General features: G+C 57.0%; 16 protein-coding genes. 10 read left to right on the plus strand and 6 right to left on the minus strand.

Going from position 1 to position 19,812, the window contains the following annotated elements:
- Positions 1 to 42: 42 nt before the first annotated feature.
- On the minus strand, positions 43 to 4,047 hold the full coding sequence (locus ACOTTU_RS15110; protein ID WP_425659232.1) for a CARDB domain-containing protein: 4,005 nt from the start codon (positions 4,045 to 4,047) through the stop codon (positions 43 to 45).
- Positions 4,048 to 4,319: 272 nt separating this feature from the next.
- On the opposite strand from ACOTTU_RS15110, the gene ACOTTU_RS15115 reads away from it, so the two are divergent.
- The 4 genes from ACOTTU_RS15115 (at position 4,320) to ACOTTU_RS15130 (ending at position 8,277) form a co-directional block, all read left to right on the plus strand.
- Positions 4,320 to 5,390 carry an extracellular solute-binding protein gene (locus tag ACOTTU_RS15115; protein WP_425659234.1) on the plus strand — a complete coding sequence of 357 codons (1,071 nt, stop codon included), beginning with the start codon at positions 4,320 to 4,322 and terminating at the stop codon, positions 5,388 to 5,390.
- Between the two features lie 64 nt (positions 5,391 to 5,454).
- Positions 5,455 to 6,555: an ABC transporter ATP-binding protein gene (locus ACOTTU_RS15120; protein ID WP_425659236.1), complete on the plus strand. Its 1,101-nt coding sequence runs from the start codon at positions 5,455 to 5,457 to the stop codon at positions 6,553 to 6,555.
- Positions 6,556 to 7,413 (plus strand): ABC transporter permease, encoded by an 858-nt coding sequence (locus tag ACOTTU_RS15125; RefSeq protein ID WP_298914565.1) that lies wholly within the window; start codon positions 6,556 to 6,558, stop codon positions 7,411 to 7,413. It abuts the gene before it with no gap.
- Positions 7,414 to 7,425: 12 nt separating this feature from the next.
- A complete protein-coding gene (locus ACOTTU_RS15130; protein WP_425659239.1) occupies positions 7,426 to 8,277 on the plus strand; it encodes an ABC transporter permease in 852 nt (283 codons plus the stop codon).
- Between the two features lie 30 nt (positions 8,278 to 8,307).
- On the opposite strand, the gene ACOTTU_RS15135 is transcribed toward ACOTTU_RS15130, so the two are convergent.
- The 3 genes from ACOTTU_RS15135 to ACOTTU_RS15145 form a co-directional block, all read right to left on the minus strand.
- Entirely contained in the window at positions 8,308 to 9,441 is a 1,134-nt protein-coding gene (locus tag ACOTTU_RS15135; protein WP_425659241.1) for a saccharopine dehydrogenase NADP-binding domain-containing protein, read from the minus strand.
- 76 nt (positions 9,442 to 9,517) lie between these two features.
- Entirely contained in the window at positions 9,518 to 10,165 is a 648-nt protein-coding gene (locus tag ACOTTU_RS15140) for a DUF4166 domain-containing protein (protein ID WP_425659243.1), read from the minus strand.
- A gap of 71 nt (positions 10,166 to 10,236) precedes the next feature.
- The gene (locus ACOTTU_RS15145) at positions 10,237 to 10,806 is read right to left on the minus strand and encodes a GbsR/MarR family transcriptional regulator (RefSeq protein ID WP_425659245.1); all 570 of its coding nucleotides are present in this window, start codon (positions 10,804 to 10,806) and stop codon (positions 10,237 to 10,239) included.
- Positions 10,807 to 11,014: 208 nt separating this feature from the next.
- Here ACOTTU_RS15145 and ACOTTU_RS15150 point away from each other — a divergent pair, with 208 nt between their 5' ends.
- Positions 11,015 to 12,079, plus strand: a complete 1,065-nt coding sequence (locus ACOTTU_RS15150) for a Hint domain-containing protein (RefSeq protein ID WP_425659247.1) — start codon at positions 11,015 to 11,017, stop codon at positions 12,077 to 12,079.
- 131 nt (positions 12,080 to 12,210) lie between these two features.
- Here ACOTTU_RS15150 and ACOTTU_RS15155 read toward each other — a convergent pair whose 3' ends face one another.
- Positions 12,211 to 12,786, minus strand: a complete 576-nt coding sequence (locus ACOTTU_RS15155) for a TlpA family protein disulfide reductase (protein ID WP_425659249.1) — start codon at positions 12,784 to 12,786, stop codon at positions 12,211 to 12,213.
- Positions 12,787 to 12,810: 24 nt separating this feature from the next.
- Here ACOTTU_RS15155 and argH point away from each other — a divergent pair, with 24 nt between their 5' ends.
- From argH to ACOTTU_RS15180, 5 genes are all read left to right on the plus strand, one after another.
- Positions 12,811 to 14,223: an argininosuccinate lyase gene (gene argH, locus ACOTTU_RS15160; protein ID WP_425659251.1), complete on the plus strand. Its 1,413-nt coding sequence runs from the start codon at positions 12,811 to 12,813 to the stop codon at positions 14,221 to 14,223.
- A complete protein-coding gene (locus ACOTTU_RS15165) occupies positions 14,220 to 14,393 on the plus strand; it encodes a hypothetical protein (RefSeq protein ID WP_298914591.1) in 174 nt (57 codons plus the stop codon). The genes argH and ACOTTU_RS15165 overlap by 4 nt, the downstream gene beginning before the upstream one ends.
- Positions 14,394 to 14,397: 4 nt before the next feature.
- Positions 14,398 to 14,730 (plus strand): DUF2834 domain-containing protein, encoded by a 333-nt coding sequence (locus ACOTTU_RS15170; RefSeq protein WP_425659253.1) that lies wholly within the window; start codon positions 14,398 to 14,400, stop codon positions 14,728 to 14,730.
- Between the two features lie 122 nt (positions 14,731 to 14,852).
- Complete coding sequence (gene lysA, locus ACOTTU_RS15175; protein ID WP_425659254.1) at positions 14,853 to 16,118, plus strand: diaminopimelate decarboxylase; 1,266 nt, start codon at positions 14,853 to 14,855, stop codon at positions 16,116 to 16,118.
- Positions 16,119 to 16,158: 40 nt separating this feature from the next.
- On the plus strand, positions 16,159 to 18,765 hold the full coding sequence (locus tag ACOTTU_RS15180) for a TIGR02302 family protein (protein ID WP_425659256.1): 2,607 nt from the start codon (positions 16,159 to 16,161) through the stop codon (positions 18,763 to 18,765).
- Between the two features lie 14 nt (positions 18,766 to 18,779).
- On the opposite strand, the gene ACOTTU_RS15185 is transcribed toward ACOTTU_RS15180, so the two are convergent.
- On the minus strand, positions 18,780 to 19,658 hold the full coding sequence (locus ACOTTU_RS15185; RefSeq protein ID WP_425659258.1) for a zinc-ribbon domain-containing protein: 879 nt from the start codon (positions 19,656 to 19,658) through the stop codon (positions 18,780 to 18,782).
- Positions 19,659 to 19,812: the final 154 nt, after the last annotated feature.

Raw genomic sequence — 19,812 nt, forward strand, 5'->3', positions numbered from 1 at the left:
GGACGAATGTGAACAGCGCCCCGGTGACGCTGTTCGCATCATCTATCCTTGTGGACTGAGGCAATGGCTTGAGGCCGTGTTATTACCCTCGTTGCCCTCTGACACGGTATCTTGAACATCAACCGTGATGGTGTAACTGCAGTTCGACCCGTTTGCATAACAAGAGGATGGTATGGGTACCGTGCGTATGACGGAGCCCCCAATTCCGAGTGCGGGAACATTGATTGGCCCGCTCAAGACACCTTCGAAGTCGACCTCTAACAGACTTGCATTTGCATTTGATCCGCCAGCGTTGCGGACCTGGATGCGCAAATTCTGCGAAGGTCCCGGAGTGGGTCGCCGTGCGCAATAGCCGCTACCCGGCAAGCCCTCGATGGTGGTTTGCTGAGCGGGCAACGGAAAGAGATCCGGTTGCAAGGCGGGATCGCAAGCGCAACGGGTTATGCCATCACCGTCCAGATCCATGCAGAACTGGCCTCGCTGGCACTGTGACGTTGTCTCACAGGTTTGGTTGGACGAAACACATTCGCCTCCTGGGTCGCTGCCCGGATCACCTCCAGGATCGCCACCCGGATCGCCGTCGCCGCCGGGATCGGGGCGAGGACAGTCGTCAGGATCTGAACATTCATCGGGAACGCCGTTGTCGGGCTGCTCGGGCGTCCACCCCCCACCTGTTCCCGCACCACAACCGGTGCGCCAAATTTCATCGTCAGAAAATGTCCCGCCGCGAAAATAGGGCGCTTCCTCAATGTGTCTGCGACTGTCGGCAAATAACCAACGACCCATGTCACCCGGCACATTGGGATCAGCTGGGCGATTGACAAAGAGCCATCCGTTTTGTGCGCAGGCGTAAAAAAGATACGGGCCACGCGGGTCCACATCCTCATTATCCTCATTGGCGGCATCAGGCTCAAGGCGATTGAAGGTGAAATCCGGCTCAACCGCTTTGACATCAATCAAGGGCAATCTGTTCATGAAACCATTGCTCATGTAGCGCAGATGGACTTCCGTAAGGGGAATATTTTCTCCTGCGGTATCCGCTATCGAGATGATCCCCTGAACCGTTCCCTCATTTCTGTGGCGCATGTTCTCGTAAATCGCGCCGTAATACTGGCTCAGCCTGATCCGCTCTCCGGAGACGGCCATGCGGTAGCGATAGTGCTTGAAATTGCCGAATATCGTGTCGGTGTAGCGGAACGAGAAATTGCTTTTGGGGTTGTGATCCCTGACCCGCTGGACAAGCGCGTCCAATGATCGGAAAGATCTGCCGGGGACGATTTCCCAAAACCCCCGTGAAACCTTCTTGGACCATAGACCAATCGCCTTTTTTCGAATGCGTGCGGTGACCACGTAAAGCGGTTCCTGTCCGTTGTCGCGCATCAGGTCACGCAGGTCATATACGCGGAAAGAGGCCGAACCGATGCTGAAATCCGAGCGTGGCACGGAGTCCGCCTCCCACGCCGCAGGAATGTCCTGAGGGAAATCGAGATCCTTTTTGGAAAACGGTGCAAGATAAGTATCGAGCAGGCTGAGGATGTTTGGCGCAAGGTTAAGAATCTTGTCCCAAAATCCTGATTCTACATCAAACCATTCAAGGTCGTCCGGAATGTTGTCTTGTCTGCGGACCTGATATCCATAGCTGAAATTCTTGTAGGTCGCGATATTGGCGGATTTGTAGAACCTGCGGACATCGCCACGCATCATTGGCATGTTTTCCATTGCGGTCTTGAGGTTGAAGCTCGCATCGGGCTGCTCCCAAGTACCGAAGGGTGCGTAGAAAAGGGCTTCATCGGTATCGCCGTCACCATCCTGATCTAGGGTGTCCGGGTGGGTCGGCACCGACGTCAAAACGCTATAGGGTTTTGACAGATAGTCGTATTGTTCGACCGCCTTATTGCCGCCATTGCAGGTCGAAATGGCGGGCGGGAAAGGGTTGGTGGGGATGCCATAAGGGCGATCTTCGCCACCCGAGAAGAAGTCATTGAACAACCGGTCATAGAGCGGATTGTAGATGCCGCCGGCGACATTCATGAAACCGGGTCCTGCGAAGTAGAATTCGGGCACCCGTTCATTGTTGCCGATGGAATCAAACGGTTGATCGGACGTGAAATAGCCCGGTGTGACAATGCCGCCGAAGGGTCTGACCGGATAGTGATCGCTTTCGTATTGCGACGTCATCCGCGCGAAATAACCATCCTGTTTATCGAGCAGAAAATCGTGAATCGCCCGTGGCAGCTCGTAGTTTGAAAAGAGCAGGAACAGGTTGGTGGCCAGTAGGGGACCGGGCCTGTCATCGCTGAGTTCCTCAACTGTGGCGGGTATACCTTCGGCAATCGAATCGAGAATTTCGGGATTGGCTGATTTTCCATCTTCGATTGCGGGTTTGTCACTACCGGGTATGCCCTCGATGCCGCTGTCCCGCTTCCAGGTATAGAACCGCCAGGGGCAGCTTTCGACAATACCGGGGCCTGTCTGTGCGTCCGCGGTGAAACAGCTTTGCGGGTCATTGCGAAACTGCCGAAAGCCGAAGGGGCTGTCATTCCATTTGTAGGCACCTGACAGCCAGCCAAAGGCTTGTCCGGCGGCGTCCCGATTGTAGAGGCTGAGTTCATCGACGTATTGGCAATTGCGCCGTTGCGGCGAAAACCGCCGACCCTCCAGAGATTGGAATGCGAATTTTGTGGCCGCGAAATGCAGGGCATTCTGGGCCTCGGTACGGATCAGGTCATCCTGAGCATATGAAGCGAGGGCAATGAGGGCTCCGATCGTGTAGCCGTGATAGGGCCGCGCGTTGGTCTCAAAAAACCCGTTGTGCATGACGCGGGCGATGACATCGCGCAGTTTTTCTTGCAACGGAGTGCCTTCGGTTGCGAACCAATCGATCGGGTCCACACCGGGTGGCGCGATATCATCCAGATCTTCGGGCGCCCCGCGTTTGCCAGAAGACAGCCACTGATTGATCAAGTAATAGTGGGCCAGTGTCATCAGCACGTGGTTCTCGGTTTCGGCCAAGGCAAAGTCGATATGGGTGGCTTTCAGAGAAATGCTCTGCCCGTACCAAAGTTCTCTTTCGAAGTGCTGACCGGAAAAGGGAACCGCGCTGCCAGCCCATGTTGCCGGTGTTAGATACCCGATCAACGGCCCGGTGCCAAAAGTGTCCTTATAGATCAGCCGTTCGACGCTTTGCGTGGTCAGAAGGTCAGGGCGATCCTGAAAGATGTGCAGAAAATGGGTGATTAGCGAGAGGATGAAGTCGTAGTCAGCCGGAACGCAGCCTTCATCAATGTTTTCATGCGTGCCCGCATCTGCAAAAACTGAGATGCCTGCATCCTGGATCCAGATATTGACATCGTCGCGCATCATCTGGGCACGCAAGTTCAGGTTCGGCTCCTGAGCATAGGCTTGCGGCAATTCCCAAATCCAACTGTCGCCAAACGTCGCGGCGTCCACCCGGTCAACCGGCATGGAAGACGCGATGAGGAGTGCTGTCATGCGTGGGAAAGCGGACCGGAGACTTTTTTCAAAGTCCTCGAAGGGCACTTCTTTGCAATCTTCGGAAATGCCGGAGACATCGCCATCCCAATAGTCCCCAAAAAAGAGCTTTCGCCGAATGTCATCAATCTCTGGTTGCTGGGCCAATGCCGTTGAACATTCCAGTCCGGGCGGGGTGAATTCCGGCAGGGCACCATCCGTCAAACAGGCCACAACAATTGCTCTGGTCAATGCGCGAATGGCGGGTTCATCCGATACGTAGGCAAAAGGCAGGTTTGCGGGTTCGGTACGTACCTGCCTTGGATCAATGAAGTGGTTCAGCGCATGCTGTACCCCTTTAATTTGGCGACAAGGCAGCGTCGCGCGCGCCGTATCCGTATCGGTTGGCATTTGTGAGGGCGTGCGGCAACCTGCGGCGCTCAACCCTGCCAGATCAATCATCGGGCCGGGGCCAAGGGCGACCTCATCGGCGGGCTGGGCGTCTCCGGTATGGCTGATGGCCGAGAGAAAAATCGAAAGAACAAAAATGCGGAAAGTCAGGTGAAAAAGTTTCATCGCAATATCCAATCCAAATACCGCTGCGATAAAAAAGGGTCGGAAAATAATGACCCGGAAAGCTTCAGCGGGCGGTCTTAGGGTAAATCTATTCGCGGATTCGAGCAATTGAGGTGGAGAATCCAGGGGTTCAGCGGCGGGAAGTCGCTCTCTGCGAAAACCATGAAATCCCAATTGTGTCGGACATCTGGTGTTTCGGTTTGACCAAATGATCAAAAGTAATCACAGTGTCACGGCATCCTAATCAGGACTCTTCAACAGGGACGGGAACTATGAAAAAACAAACCCTTACAATTTCAACTGCGGTCACTTTTGCCCTCATGGGTGTCGCGACATCGACGTCAGCCGACACGCTCCGGCTTTTGACATGGGGTGGTTATGCACCCGAAGAGGTTGTCGCGAAATTCGAAGCGGAGACCGGACATACAGTCGAGGTGACCAAATCCAACAATGAGGAAATGATCGCCAAACTACGCGCGACAGGTGGCGGCGGGTTCGATCTGGCGCAGCCAAGCCAGGACCGTATTGCCGGGCCGCAACAGGAATTTGGCATCTATAAGCCGATCGATTTATCCAAAATTGACGCAGCGCAGTTCATCCCGTCCATGATGGAAGCGACCAAGCTCAACACAACCGTTGACGGCGCAGTCTACGCGGTGCCGCACGTTTGGGGCACCAGCGGCTTGGTTGTCGACACGAAGAACGCGGGCGCGGTCAAAGACTATACGGATCTTTGCGGCGGTGATGTGGCGGGCAAAGTATCTTATCGCCTGAAACGCCCGACCCTGATTGGGTTCGCATATGCGATGGGTCTTGATCCCTTTGCGGCCTACGGCGATGAGGCGGCTTATACTGACATCATGTCCAAGGTTGAAGCCAAGCTTATTGAGTGCAAGGCAGGCGTGAAAACCTACTGGGGCGGCGGCGACGAGTTGATGGGTCTGATGCGGTCCGGCGAAGTGGTGGCATCAATGGCCTGGGACACGGGCGGCTGGAAGCTGAACGCCGACAATCCTGACATCACATTTGTGGCCCCTGCATCTGGTGCGCTTGGCTGGGTGGACACATTCGTGCTGCCCGCAAAGGGAAAGGCGGATGACGCGGCTTATGCCTGGATCAATTTCGTGATGCAGCCGGAGGTGGCTGCGATGATAACGGCGGCCGCGGGTAATTTCACTGCCGCCCAAGGGGCTGATGCATTTGCTGCTGATGATCTGAAAGCACGCTATCAGGCGAGCTTCCCGCCAGAAGCCATCGACAACATCAAGTGGTATCCGCCGGTTCCCGCTGGCCTTGAAGCCATCGAGGGCGGTGTTCTGGACCGCGTAAAAGCGGCCAACTGAACCAACCATTTCAAGTCAGGCGCCCGCCGGAACGCGGGCGCCGCTATCCTTACAGTGATCTCCTATGACCCCAGACCTTGAATGCACCAACCTGACAAAGAGGTTTGGTTCCACGACTGCTGTTGAAGACGTTTCATTTGCCGTACCACAGGGATCGTTCTTTTCGATCCTGGGGCCATCAGGATGCGGCAAGACAACGATCATGCGCATGATCGCCGGGTTCCTGGAACCTTCCGGGGGAGATATCCGCATCAAAGGCAGGTCTGTGCTGGACGTGCCGCCAAACAAGCGCCCGGTGAATATGGTGTTCCAGCATCTGGCGCTTTTCCCGATGATGAACATTGCCGACAACATTGGATATGGCTTGCGGCGCGCGGGCTTGTCGAAAACTGAAATCGACAGGAAGGTCGGTGAAGGGCTGGAGCGGATCGGTCTGCCGGGGATTGGCGCACGCAAGGTCAATGAGCTCTCGGGTGGCCAGAAACAGAGGGTCGCCATCGCAAGATGCATGGTGCTGGAACCAGACGTGCTGCTCTTGGATGAACCGCTTGGCGCGCTCGATCTGAAACTGCGCGAGCGCATGAAGGTTGAGTTGAAAGCGTTGCAGGCCGCGTTTGACACGACATTTGTGTATATCACCCACGACCAGTCAGAAGCGCTGGTGATGTCCGACAATATCGCGGTGATGAACGAAGGCCGTTTCGAGCAGATGGGCACGGGGCGTGATCTTTATTACCGACCGGATACAGCCTTTGTGGCGGGGTTTGTGGGTGACACGAACCGTTGGCGTGGACGTATCGAGAAACAGGAAGGCGCGCAGATCGAGTTGCGCACCAACAGCGGCATGGTTTTGCGCGGCGCGACCCACGGCAGGCACCTGACTTCGGGCGATCCTGCGGATATCTTCGTGCGCCCCGAAGCCATCCGGATTGCGCACCACAAGAATGACCTGCAACATTTCGACAATCGGATTTCGGGCAAGGTCACGTCGCTGCTCTTTAACGGGGCTGCCAGCCGGGTTCTGGTGGGCACGTCGGAAGGCAGCGAAGAAATCGAGGTTAACCTGCCGCAATCGGGCGAATTCGCGACACTGAGCAAGGGAGCGGATGTCCATATCGGCTGGGCCAGCGATCAGGGCAATTGTTTTGCCGCCAGAGGCGCTTGAATGCGCGATCAGGCAAAACTGGGGCTGGCGCTTTTGCTGACACCGCTGCTGTTGTGGCTGTCGCTGCTCATTTTCATCCCGCATGTGGATGTGTTTCTGGTCTCGCTGCGCGAACGTGTCGGCGTCGGGCAATATGAAACGAGCTTGGCCAATTACCTGACGTTTTTTCGCGAACCGCTTTATCTGTGGACATTTCTGCGCACCGCGGTGATGTCGGTTCTGGCAACGCTGGTGACCCTGGTGATCGCCTTTCCGGTGTCCTACTACATCGCCAAGATGGTCAAGGGGCGGGTGCAATCGGCGTTGTTTCTGTTGTGTCTCGTGCCCTTCTGGGTGTCCGAACTCGTGCGGACCTTTGGCTGGATGATCCTGCTGCGCGAAACCGGTGTGTTTTCCAACCTTCTGCAATTTGCGGGCCTCGCTGACGGCCCGGTGGAAATGCTCTATAACGACGGCGCTATTATGGTCGGGTTGGTCTATACCTCGATGCTGTTCATGGTTGTGCCGCTGGTGACAACGCTGGAAAGCCTGCCGGATGAGGTTGTCGAGGCGGGTTACGATCTGGGTGGCAGCGGTCTGAGCGTGTTACGCGAAATCATCATCCCGCACGCGATGCCGGGGATCGTATCGGGGTGTATCGTCGTTTTCATGCTGAGCCTCGGGAACTACCTGACCCCCACGATGCTGGGCGGCAAGGAAAGCCTGTGGTTCACGGAACTGATCTATTCGCAGTTCATCGTTCGGTTTAACTGGGAGTTGGGCGCGGCTTTCGGGTTCATGCTGCTGATCCTGTCCTCCGCCATTGTCTGGGGCATGCTCAAACTCACGGGCCAGTCGCTCGAAAAGACGATGGGATAAGGAGCTGGCACCATGATCCCTTCCATCCCCCAACCGCGTTTTCTAACCGCTGCCTATGCGGCCTATGTCACATTGTTCTTCGTGTTTCTGGCCTTGCCGCTGATTGTCGTTGCGGTTTTTGCCTTCAATGACAGCCAGTTTCCATCGCTGCCCTGGGAAGGGTTTACCTGGAACTGGTTTTTCGGATCCGAACGCCCGATGATCGGAGTTTTCCACGAACGATCTATCCTGCGCGCCATCGGCACGTCGGTTTTTGTCGCGGTTGTGGTTTCCGCGCTGTCGGTCTGTGTCGGCGCCTCCAATGCCTTTCTGTTCAACCGATACAGGTTTCGCGGGCAGGGCGTTCTTTATGTTCTGATGCTTTTGCCGCTTGTGATCCCTGGCATCGTGCTGGGCATTTCGATCCTGGTGTTTTCCAGCCGGGTGGCAAATGGTCTGTGGGACGGATTTTCCGTTGATGTGGAAGCCCTTCGCCCGGGGCTTTGGCTTGTCGTCCTGGGGCAGTTCTCTTTCATCACGACCATCGCAACACTGGTCATCGGCGCGCGATTGCAGAAGTTTGACCAGACCCTGGAAGAGGCCGCATTGAATCTCGGGGCCGGGCGGCTGACAGCCATCCGCACCATCACATTGCCTTATCTTGCTCCGGCCATGATCGGCGCATTCGTGGTTGCATTCCTGATGAGCTTCGAGAATTTCAACACTACTTTGATGCTCGTCGGTTCAGACGCACCCCTGACCATCGCCATGTTTGATCGCCTCAAGGAGGGCTCGACGCCTCTGCTAAATGCGGTCTCGCTTTTGCTGATGGTTGGATCGTCCTGTCTTGCATTGGTGATGATCGCCTTTCAGAAACGTGGATAGTCGGGAAGCTCCCTTTGGAATCGCACAATCCTATTGGGCGCCATGCGCGATATCGACCCGCGTGGTGATTTGATACCCCTCTGTTTCCGCAAGGATATCAGCGAGTTCCAGATGGCGATCCGCCAGACAGGCACCGGGGGGCGTTGCATGCGCCAGCAGCTTTCGCACCGTTGCGGCTGCGGGCAGGATTGGCACAAATGGCCCTTGGTTGTCCTTGGCCAGTAGGGACCAGGTCGCCAATGTCGCTTGGGCCTGGCCATCGATCCCGCGGACCGCGACGCGCATCCCGCCGCGATCAGAGGTCGCAAGGCGTGTGATCTGTCGCAATCTCAAAAGAACCGGGATCAAACGCTTGAGATTGCGAACGAAACCTCTCCTTCGCAGGAGAGCCAACGCTTCGATGCCGAATTGTTCGATGGGTGATTCAAGGCCAGCAGAAAAAGAAACACGCCCGCGCACATCGTGGCGCGGCCCTAAAAGTTCTGCGTCCAGAGTTTCCACGGGCGCTACCCGCCGTATTCCAAGGTCAGGGATATTTACCCGTTCCCCTCCAGACCACCCAATGGCGCTGCTCAAAGCGCCCTCGCGCCAACAGGGAACGGAATGCCCTGCATAGCTCAAAATCGCGGCAATGACCGCTCGACCGACCTCACTTTTCCCACCCGGTGTGATGCATAAATCAATGTCATCAACGCGCTGCCAGCCCTCCGCCAATTGGCCTACAACGCAGGCAGAAAGGGCGGGCGTTGAACTTGCGCCTGCGAGCGCCGACACTTGATTTTGGCGTGCGATCGCATCGAGTTCGGTCTCAAACCGGGTCAGGTAATCTCTGGCATCTGCAAGATCGACGTAATCTGCGCCCGATTGTATGGCGGCGCGTGCTGTTTCGTAGCTTGAGCCCTGAAAAGGACCCGAGCAATCGACAACAATGTCTGGGTTGATCTCCTCCAACCGAAACCCAAGGTCCGAACCTTTTTCAAGTACTGTGGCCCGAACCTTGGCGGTAGAAGAAAGATTTTGCAGCTGTGATATGCATGCGCGCGCTTTTGTCTTTGAGCGTGACGAGAGGACCAGTTCCATGTCATTCCAACGCGCGAGATGCTGCGCGAGCCGGCGACCAAAAACCCCCGTCCCACCGATGATGAGAACACGTTTTTTCTTCATGGTTCCAACCCTCGTGGGCTATTGATCGCCCGTGCTGTCTTTGCAAAGACAGCATATGCGCGGTGCGGTTCGGGTTTCACGGGGTCGCATCCTGAAATATTGCGTCCTGGCTCAGCAGAGTGCCAAGCAACCTGTTTTGCAAACGGAGTGAAAAGCGGAATTTGCCGCCACCGAGATCATGATGTCCGATGGTCAGAGCACCCGGGCTGAATAGACGCGGGAACCGGATGCGCCATCCCAAAGCGGAAATGAAGTAGTGATCACTTTTGAACAAAAGAGCCGCGTTGGACACTTCGACACGTAGAGCAATTCCGATGCCATATCCGATGTATTCTTCGAGACCGGTCGGTCCGGCAAACCGTTTTGAACTGTGGACCATTTGGGGGAAGCCGGATCTTCGGCCATATTGACGTATCCAGAACTGGCCCTGACCCGCCGAATCTTCGGTGACGACAACCACCGCCGAACGCCCGACGCAGGACAAATCAAATGGCAAGGGCGCACCGATGATGCGGGTCGCATGGGCAAGCAATTTGCCAGCCCAGTTCATTTCCATTTGCTCGATGGTGCCCTGGTAGGCGATGCTTGCGCCGCCGCGGACGCGTTTGCCAAATCTATGACGGATTGGGTCGGGAAGCCGCCGCCATTGTTCCGCTCCCAGAAGGGTGCTGAAACGTTCGTCTTTGACCGGTTCTTCAAATTGGTTTTCATCATCATAGTGCATAATATCCTCACAATCGTTAAAGTCTGAACTTTCTGCATAAAGAGAAATGGAGGCGCAAAAAACGACCTCGTTCATCTCCCGTTAGTGGACAGCAGCGAAATCACCTTGTTTCCCATTTTCATAAGCAGGTTCAGTTTTGCTTTCGGAACCTTCAGCATTTGCCCATACCAGGTATCCACCGTGGCCAGAAAGCTCTGCATTTCCTTCATGCGCTCAAGAACTTCTGGATTCAGGGTGGATTCCGTGTGGGCGCGTTCGACACATTCGGCAATGGCAAAAATCGCCGGGTCGATCTCACGTTCCTTGCGGCCCTGTGCGATCCGCATCGCCATTTCCCAAACGTCGGTTTCCGCAGCAAAGTGCTCTCTGCGGTCACCTGGAACGGGGACTCGTCGGATGAGTTTCCAGCCGGCCAGTTCCTTGAGCGAATTGGAAACATTTGAACGGGCGATTCCCAATTCGTCAGATATCTGCTCCGCGTTCAACGGGCTGATACTCAAGTATAAAAGAGCATGAATTTGCGCGACTGAACGATTCACGCCCCATTGCCCCCCCATGTCACCCCAGTACAGGATGAACTGGGATTTTGCAGAAGCTTCCGATATGTCATCTATTTCTGTCATGACAGAAATATCGAACATTTCTGACCTTGTGTCAAGTTTCCCGGTTAAAGTCCGTGATTGGCGGGGCTGACGCCAAGGTTGCTAGAGCGGAATTGAACAAGCTGATCTGAAAACGCATCAGAGTCTGAGTGCAACATCTTGGAATCTCCGAGAAAAATATACTTCACAGATTGATCCAGCATTGCTATGCCTTTGGTAATAAAAAAACTAAAGCAGGCAACAGGCAATGAAGACGGGCTTTCGTGGCACGTTCGTAATTTCTTGGTCGCAGACGGAAGTAGACGGCTTGGAGGCCGCGCCAGTGTGTTCGCTCAATGTGGGTGCGGCGTGGTCCTGGCGCGGGGATGCGGTACAGGTAGACGGACCTTCCGGCGTTTTGCGGTTGGACCGGGCGGACGGATCAGAGACATTGCGCCAACGCGCAGCAAAAATGGTGCACCGACTTGTTGGTACGGCTCTGGAGGCCGACCCGGGAGCGCAATCAGCAGGCGCAATAGAGAGTGGCTTGGCGGACAGCAGTTTTGTCGTGACCGACGGAGCGCAAAGTTACACGGTCACCCTCATCGCGATCGGGCGCGGCGCGCAACCATTGTTGATGTTCCTTGATGAGTTGCCGCCCCGCGGGACCGACTTATGGATCGTGCATCATACACTTGAATCTAAGGGAGCAACCAAGGATCGGGCTGAGGGTTGTGGTGTCATTTGTTTCACCTCCGGCACTCGCATCAGCACGCCAAACGGGGTCAGGTTGGTACAGGATCTGAGCGTTGGAGACCTGGTGCAAACAAAAGACAACGGTGCTCAGGCGATTGAATGGATTGGCAGCAGACGTATGACTGGCGCGCGTCTCTTTGCGATACCGAGCTTGCGCCCGGTGCGCATTCGAGCAGGCGCGCTGGGTGTCGAGAGGCCGGATCAGGAGCTGCTGGTATCTCCCCAGCACCGAATGCTTATTTCCGGACCAGCAGCGATGGATCTTTTCAACACCTCGGAAGTGCTGGTCGCTGCGAGAGATCTGATAGACGGACATCACATTGCGGTCGATTTGCAAGTGCGGGAAATAACCTACATTCATGTACTCTTGCCCGGCCACAACATTTTATGGGCAAACGGCGTTGCTACAGAGAGTTTTCACCCAGCAAATGCTGACATAGCGGCCCTGGAAAGCTCTGATCGGGCCCGATTGCTGGCCCATAATCCGGATCTGGCCTTCGACCCTCACCGCTACGGCAGTTACGCGCGTCGAAACCTGACATCCTCCGAAGCTGCCATTCTTGCCCATGCGGCTTGAAGGCCGCTGCCGCCGACGCTGGCTGATCCCGCGGCGATGTCTTGTCTTGCCAAGAGCCGGGCGCTTGGTCAAAAAATCAAAAGCGCGGGTTTGATGTCCGTTGTCCCAGGAAAGCTGCGAGGACCAGTCGTTTAGCTCTCTGGCTTGATGACCTCGGCAATGATTGCTTTCGCGCTCTCGCTGGCCCAATCGGCATCCCCGCGAAGCCGGGCAACCTCACGCCCGTCGGGATCAATCAGAACCGTAATCGGTAGACCGAAAATCCCCATCTGGCTCGCGAGCGATTGACGCGGGTCCTGATGACGCGGCAGATTGTCGATACCGGTTTCCTCGAAAAACTTTTTGATGCCTTCGGGAGAGTTGCGCCCGGTTGCAATTGTCACAACCTCAAAGCTGTCGCCCCCAAATTCGGCCTGCAATTCCGACAGCTGGGGCATTTCCTTGCGGCAGGGGGCACACCATGTGGCCCAGAAGTTGAGCAGAATATATTTGCCCCTGTAGGCCTCCAGCGTTTGTTCGCCAGCGTCATCCGCCAAAAGATAGGATGCGGAGGATGTGGCTTCCGGCACCTCGTGAAAAACCAGTTTCCGCATGTCGCCATCCCGGAGCAATGCCGCCTGCGCCAGATCTGCGCGTGCGTCTAACGGAGCCGAGATTGCGCCCGCGCCAAGGGCCGTATAAACGAGCGCAGCAAGTATTCTTTTCATATCCCCTCCGAAGGGTTTTCACAGATGACCGACACGCCCGACACGAGTTCCTCCAATGCCTCCAACCAGATGTGGGGCGGTCGCTTTGCCGCCGGGCCGGATGCGATCATGGAGGCAATCAATGCCTCGATCGGGTTTGACCAAAGGATGGCGGCGCAGGACATTGCAGGGTCGCGGGCGCATGCCGCGATGTTGGAAGCGACAGGCATTTTGCAAACTAGCGATGTTGATGCCATTCGGGAAGGTCTGCTCACAGTCTTGTCAGAAATTGAAAGCGGGCGCTTTCAGTTTTCTACCGCGCTCGAAGATATTCACATGAATGTTGAAGCGCGGCTCAAGGAAATCATTGGCGAACCTGCCGGGCGGTTGCACACCGGGCGCAGCCGCAACGATCAGGTCGCAACGGATTTCAAGCTTTGGGTGCGTGACCAGCTGGATGCCGCGGAAGGCGGGTTGCGGGCGTTGATCAAAGCGCTTCTGGCACAGGCGGAGGCTGGCGCTGATTGGGTCATGCCGGGCTTTACGCATTTGCAAACGGCGCAACCCGTCACCTGGGGTCACCATATGATGGCCTATGTGGAAATGTTCGGGCGCGATCTGAGCCGGGTACGTGATGCGCGGGCACGAATGAACACTTCTCCTCTGGGGGCCGCAGCTTTGGCAGGCACCTCATTCCCCATCGACCGGCACATGACAGCCCGGGCACTTGGGTTTGATGCGCCGGCTGCCAATTCGCTGGATGCGGTCAGTGATCGGGATTTCGCTTTGGAATTTCTCGGCACCGCGAGCATTTGCGCGATGCACCTCAGCCGCTTTGCCGAAGAATTGGTGATCTGGTCTTCCGCCCAATTCCGCTTTGTTACCCTGAGTGACCGGTTTTCAACCGGATCGTCCATAATGCCGCAAAAGAAAAACCCCGATGCGGCCGAGCTGATCCGCGCCAAGGTCGGCCGTATTTTCGGAGCGAATACGGCGCTGATGATGGTGATGAAGGGATTGCCGCTGACCTATTCCAAGGACATGCAGGAGGACAAGGAGCAGGTTTTCGACGCAGCCGACAATCTGATGCTGGCGCTTGCGGCGATGACCGGAATGGTCACTGACATGACCGCGAACCGGGAGAGCCTGGCGGCAGCTGCGGGCTCCGGGTTTTCCACTGCAACGGATCTTGCAGACTGGCTGGTACGTATACTTGGCCTGCCTTTCCGGGAGGCGCATCATATCACCGGAAGCCTTGTTGCACTGGCCGAAAGCAAAGGTTGCGATCTGCCTGAACTGAGCCTTGACGACATGAAATCCGCCCATCCGGACATCACGATTGACGTTTTTGACGTGCTCGGTGTGGAAAATTCAGTTAATAGTCGTACATCCTACGGAGGCACCGCACCGTCTCAGGTGCGCGCGCAAGTTGCCCGTTGGAAGGAGATGATCACGTGATCCGTTTGGCAACTGTAATGATGGTGTTGACGCTGGCCGCTTGTGGGGCGGATGGCGAACCCATTGCGCCGCGCGTCAACGGGGGCGTCACCATAGATCAGAACGGCATTTATCCCAGCGCAAGCGTGGGGCTTTCCAAGGGACCATTGTCGCTGTGGCTAGGGCTGTAGCTTTGTGTCGCCCCTCAGGCTGATCTATCTCGCCCTCGCCATCTGGGGTACCATCCATCCGATGAGCTACTTCTTGCAGTGGTTCAACGAGAATGGCTATGATCTCATGGCCATGGTGGATGCCTGGCACGCGAACGCGGCCTCAAGCGGCCTGGTCTGGGATCTGACCATCGCCGCCAGCGCGCTGACCCTCTGGGTGATTGTCGAAAGCGTTCAGCAAAGGCGCTGGATTGGCCTTCTGGCCGTGCCAGCAACCTTTTGTATCGGCGTAAGCTGTGGACTGCCCCTTTATCTGTTTTTGCGCGCGCGCCCGGGCCAGGGCGATGCCCTATCCTGACATTTGGGTTTCTGAATGAAACCACCCAGCAACAGAGACGCGCAATCCACGCGTCCTGCAATTGCGTTAGAATGCCGGTCTGATATGAGGCACTGGTTTTAACTCGGTCAGGTGGGCGGATTATGGATCATTTTCTTTATCGTGAAGGCGCGCTGTTTGCCGAAGATGTGCCAGTGGCCGAGATTGCGAAAGCTGTAGGCACGCCATTTTACGTCTATTCCACGGCGACGCTGCTGCGCCATTTCCGTCTCTTCGACGATGCGCTGGAGGGGACGGACCACCTAGTGTGTTACGCGATGAAGGCGGCCAGCAACCAAGCCATCCTGCGCACCCTTGCGCTGGCCGGCGCTGGCATGGATGTGGTCTCGGGCGGCGAATACCTGCGGGCCAAAGCCGCCGGGGTTTCGGGGGAAAAGATCGTGTTCTCTGGGGTTGGCAAGACCGCCGAGGAAATCAGACTGGCGCTTGAGGGCGGTATCCGCCAGTTCAACGTGGAATCCGAGCCGGAGATGGCTGTCTTGAATGCAACGGCCCTCGCGATGGGAAAAGTTGCGCCGATTACGATCCGGGTCAATCCGGACGTGGACGCGAAAACCCACGCTAAGATCGCCACTGGAAAGTCTGAAAACAAATTCGGTATTCCCATTTCCCGCGCCCGTGAGGTTTACGCTCTGGCAGCCTCGATGCCGGGGTTGGAGGTCATTGGTATTGACGTTCACATCGGCAGCCAGCTGACCGATCTCGCGCCTTTTGAACTGGCTTATCAAAAGGTTGCGGAATTGACGGAAGTCCTGCGCGCGGAGGGGCACTTGATCCGTCGTCTTGATCTGGGGGGGGGATTGGGCATTCCCTATGCGCGCGACAATCAGGCGCCCCCGCTGCCGGTCGATTATGGCGCCATGGTCAAGCGTACTCTGGGTCATCTAGGCTGCGAGATCGAAATCGAACCCGGGCGGCTGATCGCCGGAAACGCAGGCTTGATGGTCTCCGAGGTCATCTACGTGAAATCCGGTGAGGATCGCGATTTCCTGATTATTGATGGTGCCATGAACGACCTTATCCGCCCGGCGATGTATGAAGCCTATCACGATATCATTCCGGTTGTTGAACCAGCGCCCGGGGTCGAGCAGGTCAAATATGATATTGTGGGGCCTGTATGCGAATCCGGTGATACTTTCGCCCGGGCGCGGGTCATGCCGCCGGTCGCAGCGGGCGAACTTGTCGCCTTTCGTTCTGCCGGGGCATATGGTGCCGTGATGAGCAGTGAATACAATTCCCGGCCCCTTATTCCCGAAGTTCTGGTGAATAAAGATCAATTTGCGGTTATTCGCCGACGTCCGACCTTTGACGAAATGATAAATCGCGATACCATCCCGGAATGGCTCTAATCGCGTATTCCCGCGGTTATGGACCAGCGGAGAGCAAGCGATGGCGTCTTTTTCAAACCATGATGCGCAGCGCAGCCTTAGGGCTGTCCGCTGGCCTTTGCGACTCACTTGGCTGGGAATGCTGGCCGAGGCGCTTGTTCAAAGCCTCTGGCCGCTCCTGACGGTTTGCCTTTTCGTTCTGGGTGCCCTGATGCTGGGGCTTCAGGATGTTGTGATCGTGGAAGTCGTCTGGGCCGCCGCGGTCATTGCCGGGACCGGTGCTCTTGCAACGCTTGGGTACGCCTTTGTCAAATTCCGCGTGCCATCGAAGGCGCAGGCAGTCGCCTGTCTTGATGCCAGCCTTCCGGGGCGCCCGCTTCAGGCGCTGTCGGATCAACAGACGATTGGAGCAGATGACGCCGCATCGACCGAAGTGTGGCGGGCACATCAGGCGCGCATGGCAGCGCGGGCAGCCAGTGCCGAACCGGTGGCGGCTGATCTGCGGGTTTCTGCCCGCGATCCTTATGCGCTTCGCTACCTGGCCATTCTGGTGTTTGGAATAGCCCTTCTCTTTGGCTCCATCTGGCGTGTCGGTTCCGTGGCACAGATGGCCCCGGGTGGCGCAGGTCTTGCCGCGGGGCCAGTTTGGGAAGGCTGGGCTGAAAGCCCGCGTTACACCGGGCGCCCGACGATCTATCTCAACGATATCGCCGAAGGGGCGTTGCGTGTGCCTGTTGGCAGCCTCATCACGCTGCGGCTCTATGGAGAGGTCGGTGCCCTCACCTTATCGGAAACGGTATCCGGCCGGACCGACGTTCCGCCCGCATCTGACCCCGCGCAGGATTTCACCGTTGTTCAGAATGGCATGGTCACCATCAACGGTCCCGGCGGGCGCAGTTGGGAGATCGAGGTCATTCCCGATGCGCCGCCCCAGATTGCGGTCCTGGCGGACCCTGACGCCTCCGCCATGGGGGAAATGACATTGCCGTTCGAGGCAAGCGACGATTACGGCGTCGAGGCCGGTGAAGCGCGCTTCACGCTCGATCTGGCATCGGTGGAACGGCATTATGGCCTGACAATTGATCCGGAAATGCGTCCTGATCTTATTGTGCCTCTGCCAACCCCGATCGCGGGCAACCGACGCGCCTTCGAGGAAAATCTGATTGAGGATTTTTCCGAACACCCCTGGGCCAATCTGCCTGTGCTGGCGCATCTTTCGGCCCTTGATGGCGCGGAGCAAAAGTTTGAGACAGCACCGCGCCCGATGGTTTTGCCGGGGCGCCGTTTCTTTGATCCGGTCGCGGCGGCGGTCATCGAACAGCGCCGAGATTTGCTGTGGTCGCGTGTCAACAACGGGCGCATCAGCCAGATTTTGCGCGCAACCTCCTATCTGCCGGAAGACCTGTTTCGCAAACAGACCGACGCCTTGCGCCTGCGCAAGGTGATCCGTCAGTTGGAGACTTTTGCCAACTATGGCCTCAGCGATGACATGCAGGAAGATCTGGCGCAGGAGATGTGGGATTTGGCGCTCATTCTCGAAGAGGGTGATCTGGCGGATGCTGCCGAGCGCATGCGCCGGGCACAGGAACGTCTGAACGAAGCCATCAAGAACGGCGCATCGGACGAGGAGATTGCGGAATTGATGCGTGAGCTCCGCCGCGCGACGGAAGATTATCTGCAACAGCTCTCTCGTCAGGCGCAGCGTCAGCAGGAAGAGAACCAAAACGGCCCGCCCGGAGACCAGCAGAATTCCATGCAGATGACCCAAGATGACCTGCAGCGGATGATGGACCGCATTCAGGAATTGATGGAACAAGGTCGGATGGCTGAGGCGCAACAGGCCCTGCAGGAATTGCAGGAAATGATGGAAAATATGCGCGTCACCCAAAGCCAACAGGGACAGGGCGGGCAAAGTGCCGGCGAGCAGGCCATGGAAGGTCTGTCAGAAACGTTGCGTGAACAACAAGGGCTTTCCGATCAGGCTTTCCGTGATCTTCAGGAACAATTCAACCCCGGTGCGCAGGCTGGCGAAAGTGAAGGCAACGAAGGGCGCAACGGTGGGCAGGGCCAGGGTCAAAGTCATGAAGGGCAGCAGGGTCGCGGTGAAGGCGGAGACCAACAAAGCGGGGCGCAGGATGGTGATCCGTCGCAGGGACAGCAAGGGCAGGGCACAGAGGGATCTATCGCTGAGCGTCAGCGTGCGCTGCGTGAGGAATTGCGCCGTCAACAGCAAAATCTGCCGGGAGCTGGCACCACCGAAGGGGATGCGGCCAGAGGGGCGTTGGATCGGGCCGGTCGTGCGATGGATGACGCCGAAGAAGCGCTGCGGAACGACGATCTGGCGGAAGCAATCGACAATCAGGGTCAAGCCATGGAGGCGCTGCGAGAAGGTATGCGTGCCTTGGGCGAAATGATGGCGCAGCAGGAACAGAACCAGCAGCCGGGGCAGGGGACACAGCAGTCCGACCGCCGTGCGGAAAACCGCGATCCACTGGGTCGCGAAGCAGGTAATTCAGGCGCGGATGGGGACAATGGCCCCTTGGCACTCAACGATGATGCCTATGGTCGGGCGCGCGAACTTCTGGATGAAATTCGCCGCCGTTCGGGACAGGTCGAACGCCCGGAAGTCGAGCGTGACTATCTCAAACGGTTGCTGGATCGGTTCTAGCCGTCTGCCGGTTTTTAGCGACTGCTTGAATCGGCGGCGGCATCGAGCCAACTCAGAACGCCCTCGGCTTTGGTATCGAGCCACATACGCCCTTGATCGACGTATCCGACATAGGCACTGATCCATGGATCGGCCTGCGGCAGGGTCTCTGCGACCGGCTGCGCGTACACATAAAGACAAACGAGTACCACAACCGTAAAGATTGCCGTCAGAAACCCGCGCCCGAAGCGACGCTTTTCTTGCGCTTCGACCTGAGCGGTCTGGCCGGGATCATCGTTAGGTGAGCGGTCGCTGTTGGACCTTAGCGTGGAGTTGATCTCTTCGATATCGGGGAGCAGGTCGCGGCGTGATCCGATGGCCGCGGCTGTCTCTATGGCGAATTCGGCCGGATCTTCGCCACGCATCCGCGCCATGCGGTCTCGCGCTTCGCGTGCACGTTTGCGGGCCTCATTGCTGCCATCCGCGTCGTCCAGCCCCAAATCTGGTTGGCTCTCCACGGTCCCGGAAGTTTCGTTTTGACGTGCCCGCGCTTCCAGCTCCGCTTCTTCGCGCAGCAGGTTTGCAATATTGGGATCCAGTGATCTGCGTGTGGGTTGCCCGATGATCTCGTCGTCCTGAGGTGTTTCGGGGATCTCGTCGGCCACCGGGGCAGGGTCTGCCTGGGGCTCTTCATCCTCGCGTGGTATCTCGGCGGGGTCTTCATCAGGTCGAATGACCTCTTCATCCGGCTGCGGGGCCAGTCTCTCGGCCTCTTCTGCCTCTGCCACCGCGTCGGGGTGTTCCTGAAACCAGGTCTTCCCGCAATTGGAGCATTGTACATCCCGCCCATCCAGTGGCATCACAGCATCGGGCACTTCGTATTGCGCGTCGCAATTGGGACAAATCAAGCGCATGTTACATCCTGCTGCATATCAACCCCGGTTCCTGTTGTTTTTTTCTGCACCATATTGCCATCATCGCTGTGCGAAAAGTGTTAACTGCGAACAATGCAGGTATGTGATGCATTGAAACCAGACCGGTGCTGAGGCACAACAGCGCAGAAGTTTT

It is taken from the genome of Roseobacter sp. EG26 (assembly GCF_049830555.1).
Taxonomy (GTDB): Bacteria; Pseudomonadota; Alphaproteobacteria; order Rhodobacterales; family Rhodobacteraceae; genus Roseobacter.

Bases quoted from the DNA above. Each gene is read 5' to 3' on its own strand.
- ACOTTU_RS15110 (WP_425659232.1), bottom strand. From the start codon at position 4,047: ATGAAACTTTTTCACCTGACTTTCCGCATTTTTGTTCTTTCGATTTTT.
- ACOTTU_RS15115 (WP_425659234.1), top strand. From the start codon at position 4,320: ATGAAAAAACAAACCCTTACAATTTCAACTGCGGTCACTTTTGCCCTC.
- ACOTTU_RS15120 (WP_425659236.1), top strand. From the start codon at position 5,455: ATGACCCCAGACCTTGAATGCACCAACCTGACAAAGAGGTTTGGTTCC.
- ACOTTU_RS15125 (WP_298914565.1), top strand. From the start codon at position 6,556: ATGCGCGATCAGGCAAAACTGGGGCTGGCGCTTTTGCTGACACCGCTG.
- ACOTTU_RS15130 (WP_425659239.1), top strand. From the start codon at position 7,426: ATGATCCCTTCCATCCCCCAACCGCGTTTTCTAACCGCTGCCTATGCG.
- ACOTTU_RS15135 (WP_425659241.1), bottom strand. From the start codon at position 9,441: ATGAAGAAAAAACGTGTTCTCATCATCGGTGGGACGGGGGTTTTTGGT.
- ACOTTU_RS15140 (WP_425659243.1), bottom strand. From the start codon at position 10,165: ATGCACTATGATGATGAAAACCAATTTGAAGAACCGGTCAAAGACGAA.
- ACOTTU_RS15145 (WP_425659245.1), bottom strand. From the start codon at position 10,806: ATGTTCGATATTTCTGTCATGACAGAAATAGATGACATATCGGAAGCT.
- ACOTTU_RS15150 (WP_425659247.1), top strand. From the start codon at position 11,015: ATGAAGACGGGCTTTCGTGGCACGTTCGTAATTTCTTGGTCGCAGACG.
- ACOTTU_RS15155 (WP_425659249.1), bottom strand. From the start codon at position 12,786: ATGAAAAGAATACTTGCTGCGCTCGTTTATACGGCCCTTGGCGCGGGC.
- argH (WP_425659251.1), top strand. From the start codon at position 12,811: ATGACCGACACGCCCGACACGAGTTCCTCCAATGCCTCCAACCAGATG.
- lysA (WP_425659254.1), top strand. From the start codon at position 14,853: ATGGATCATTTTCTTTATCGTGAAGGCGCGCTGTTTGCCGAAGATGTG.
- ACOTTU_RS15180 (WP_425659256.1), top strand. From the start codon at position 16,159: ATGGCGTCTTTTTCAAACCATGATGCGCAGCGCAGCCTTAGGGCTGTC.
- ACOTTU_RS15185 (WP_425659258.1), bottom strand. From the start codon at position 19,658: ATGCGCTTGATTTGTCCCAATTGCGACGCGCAATACGAAGTGCCCGAT.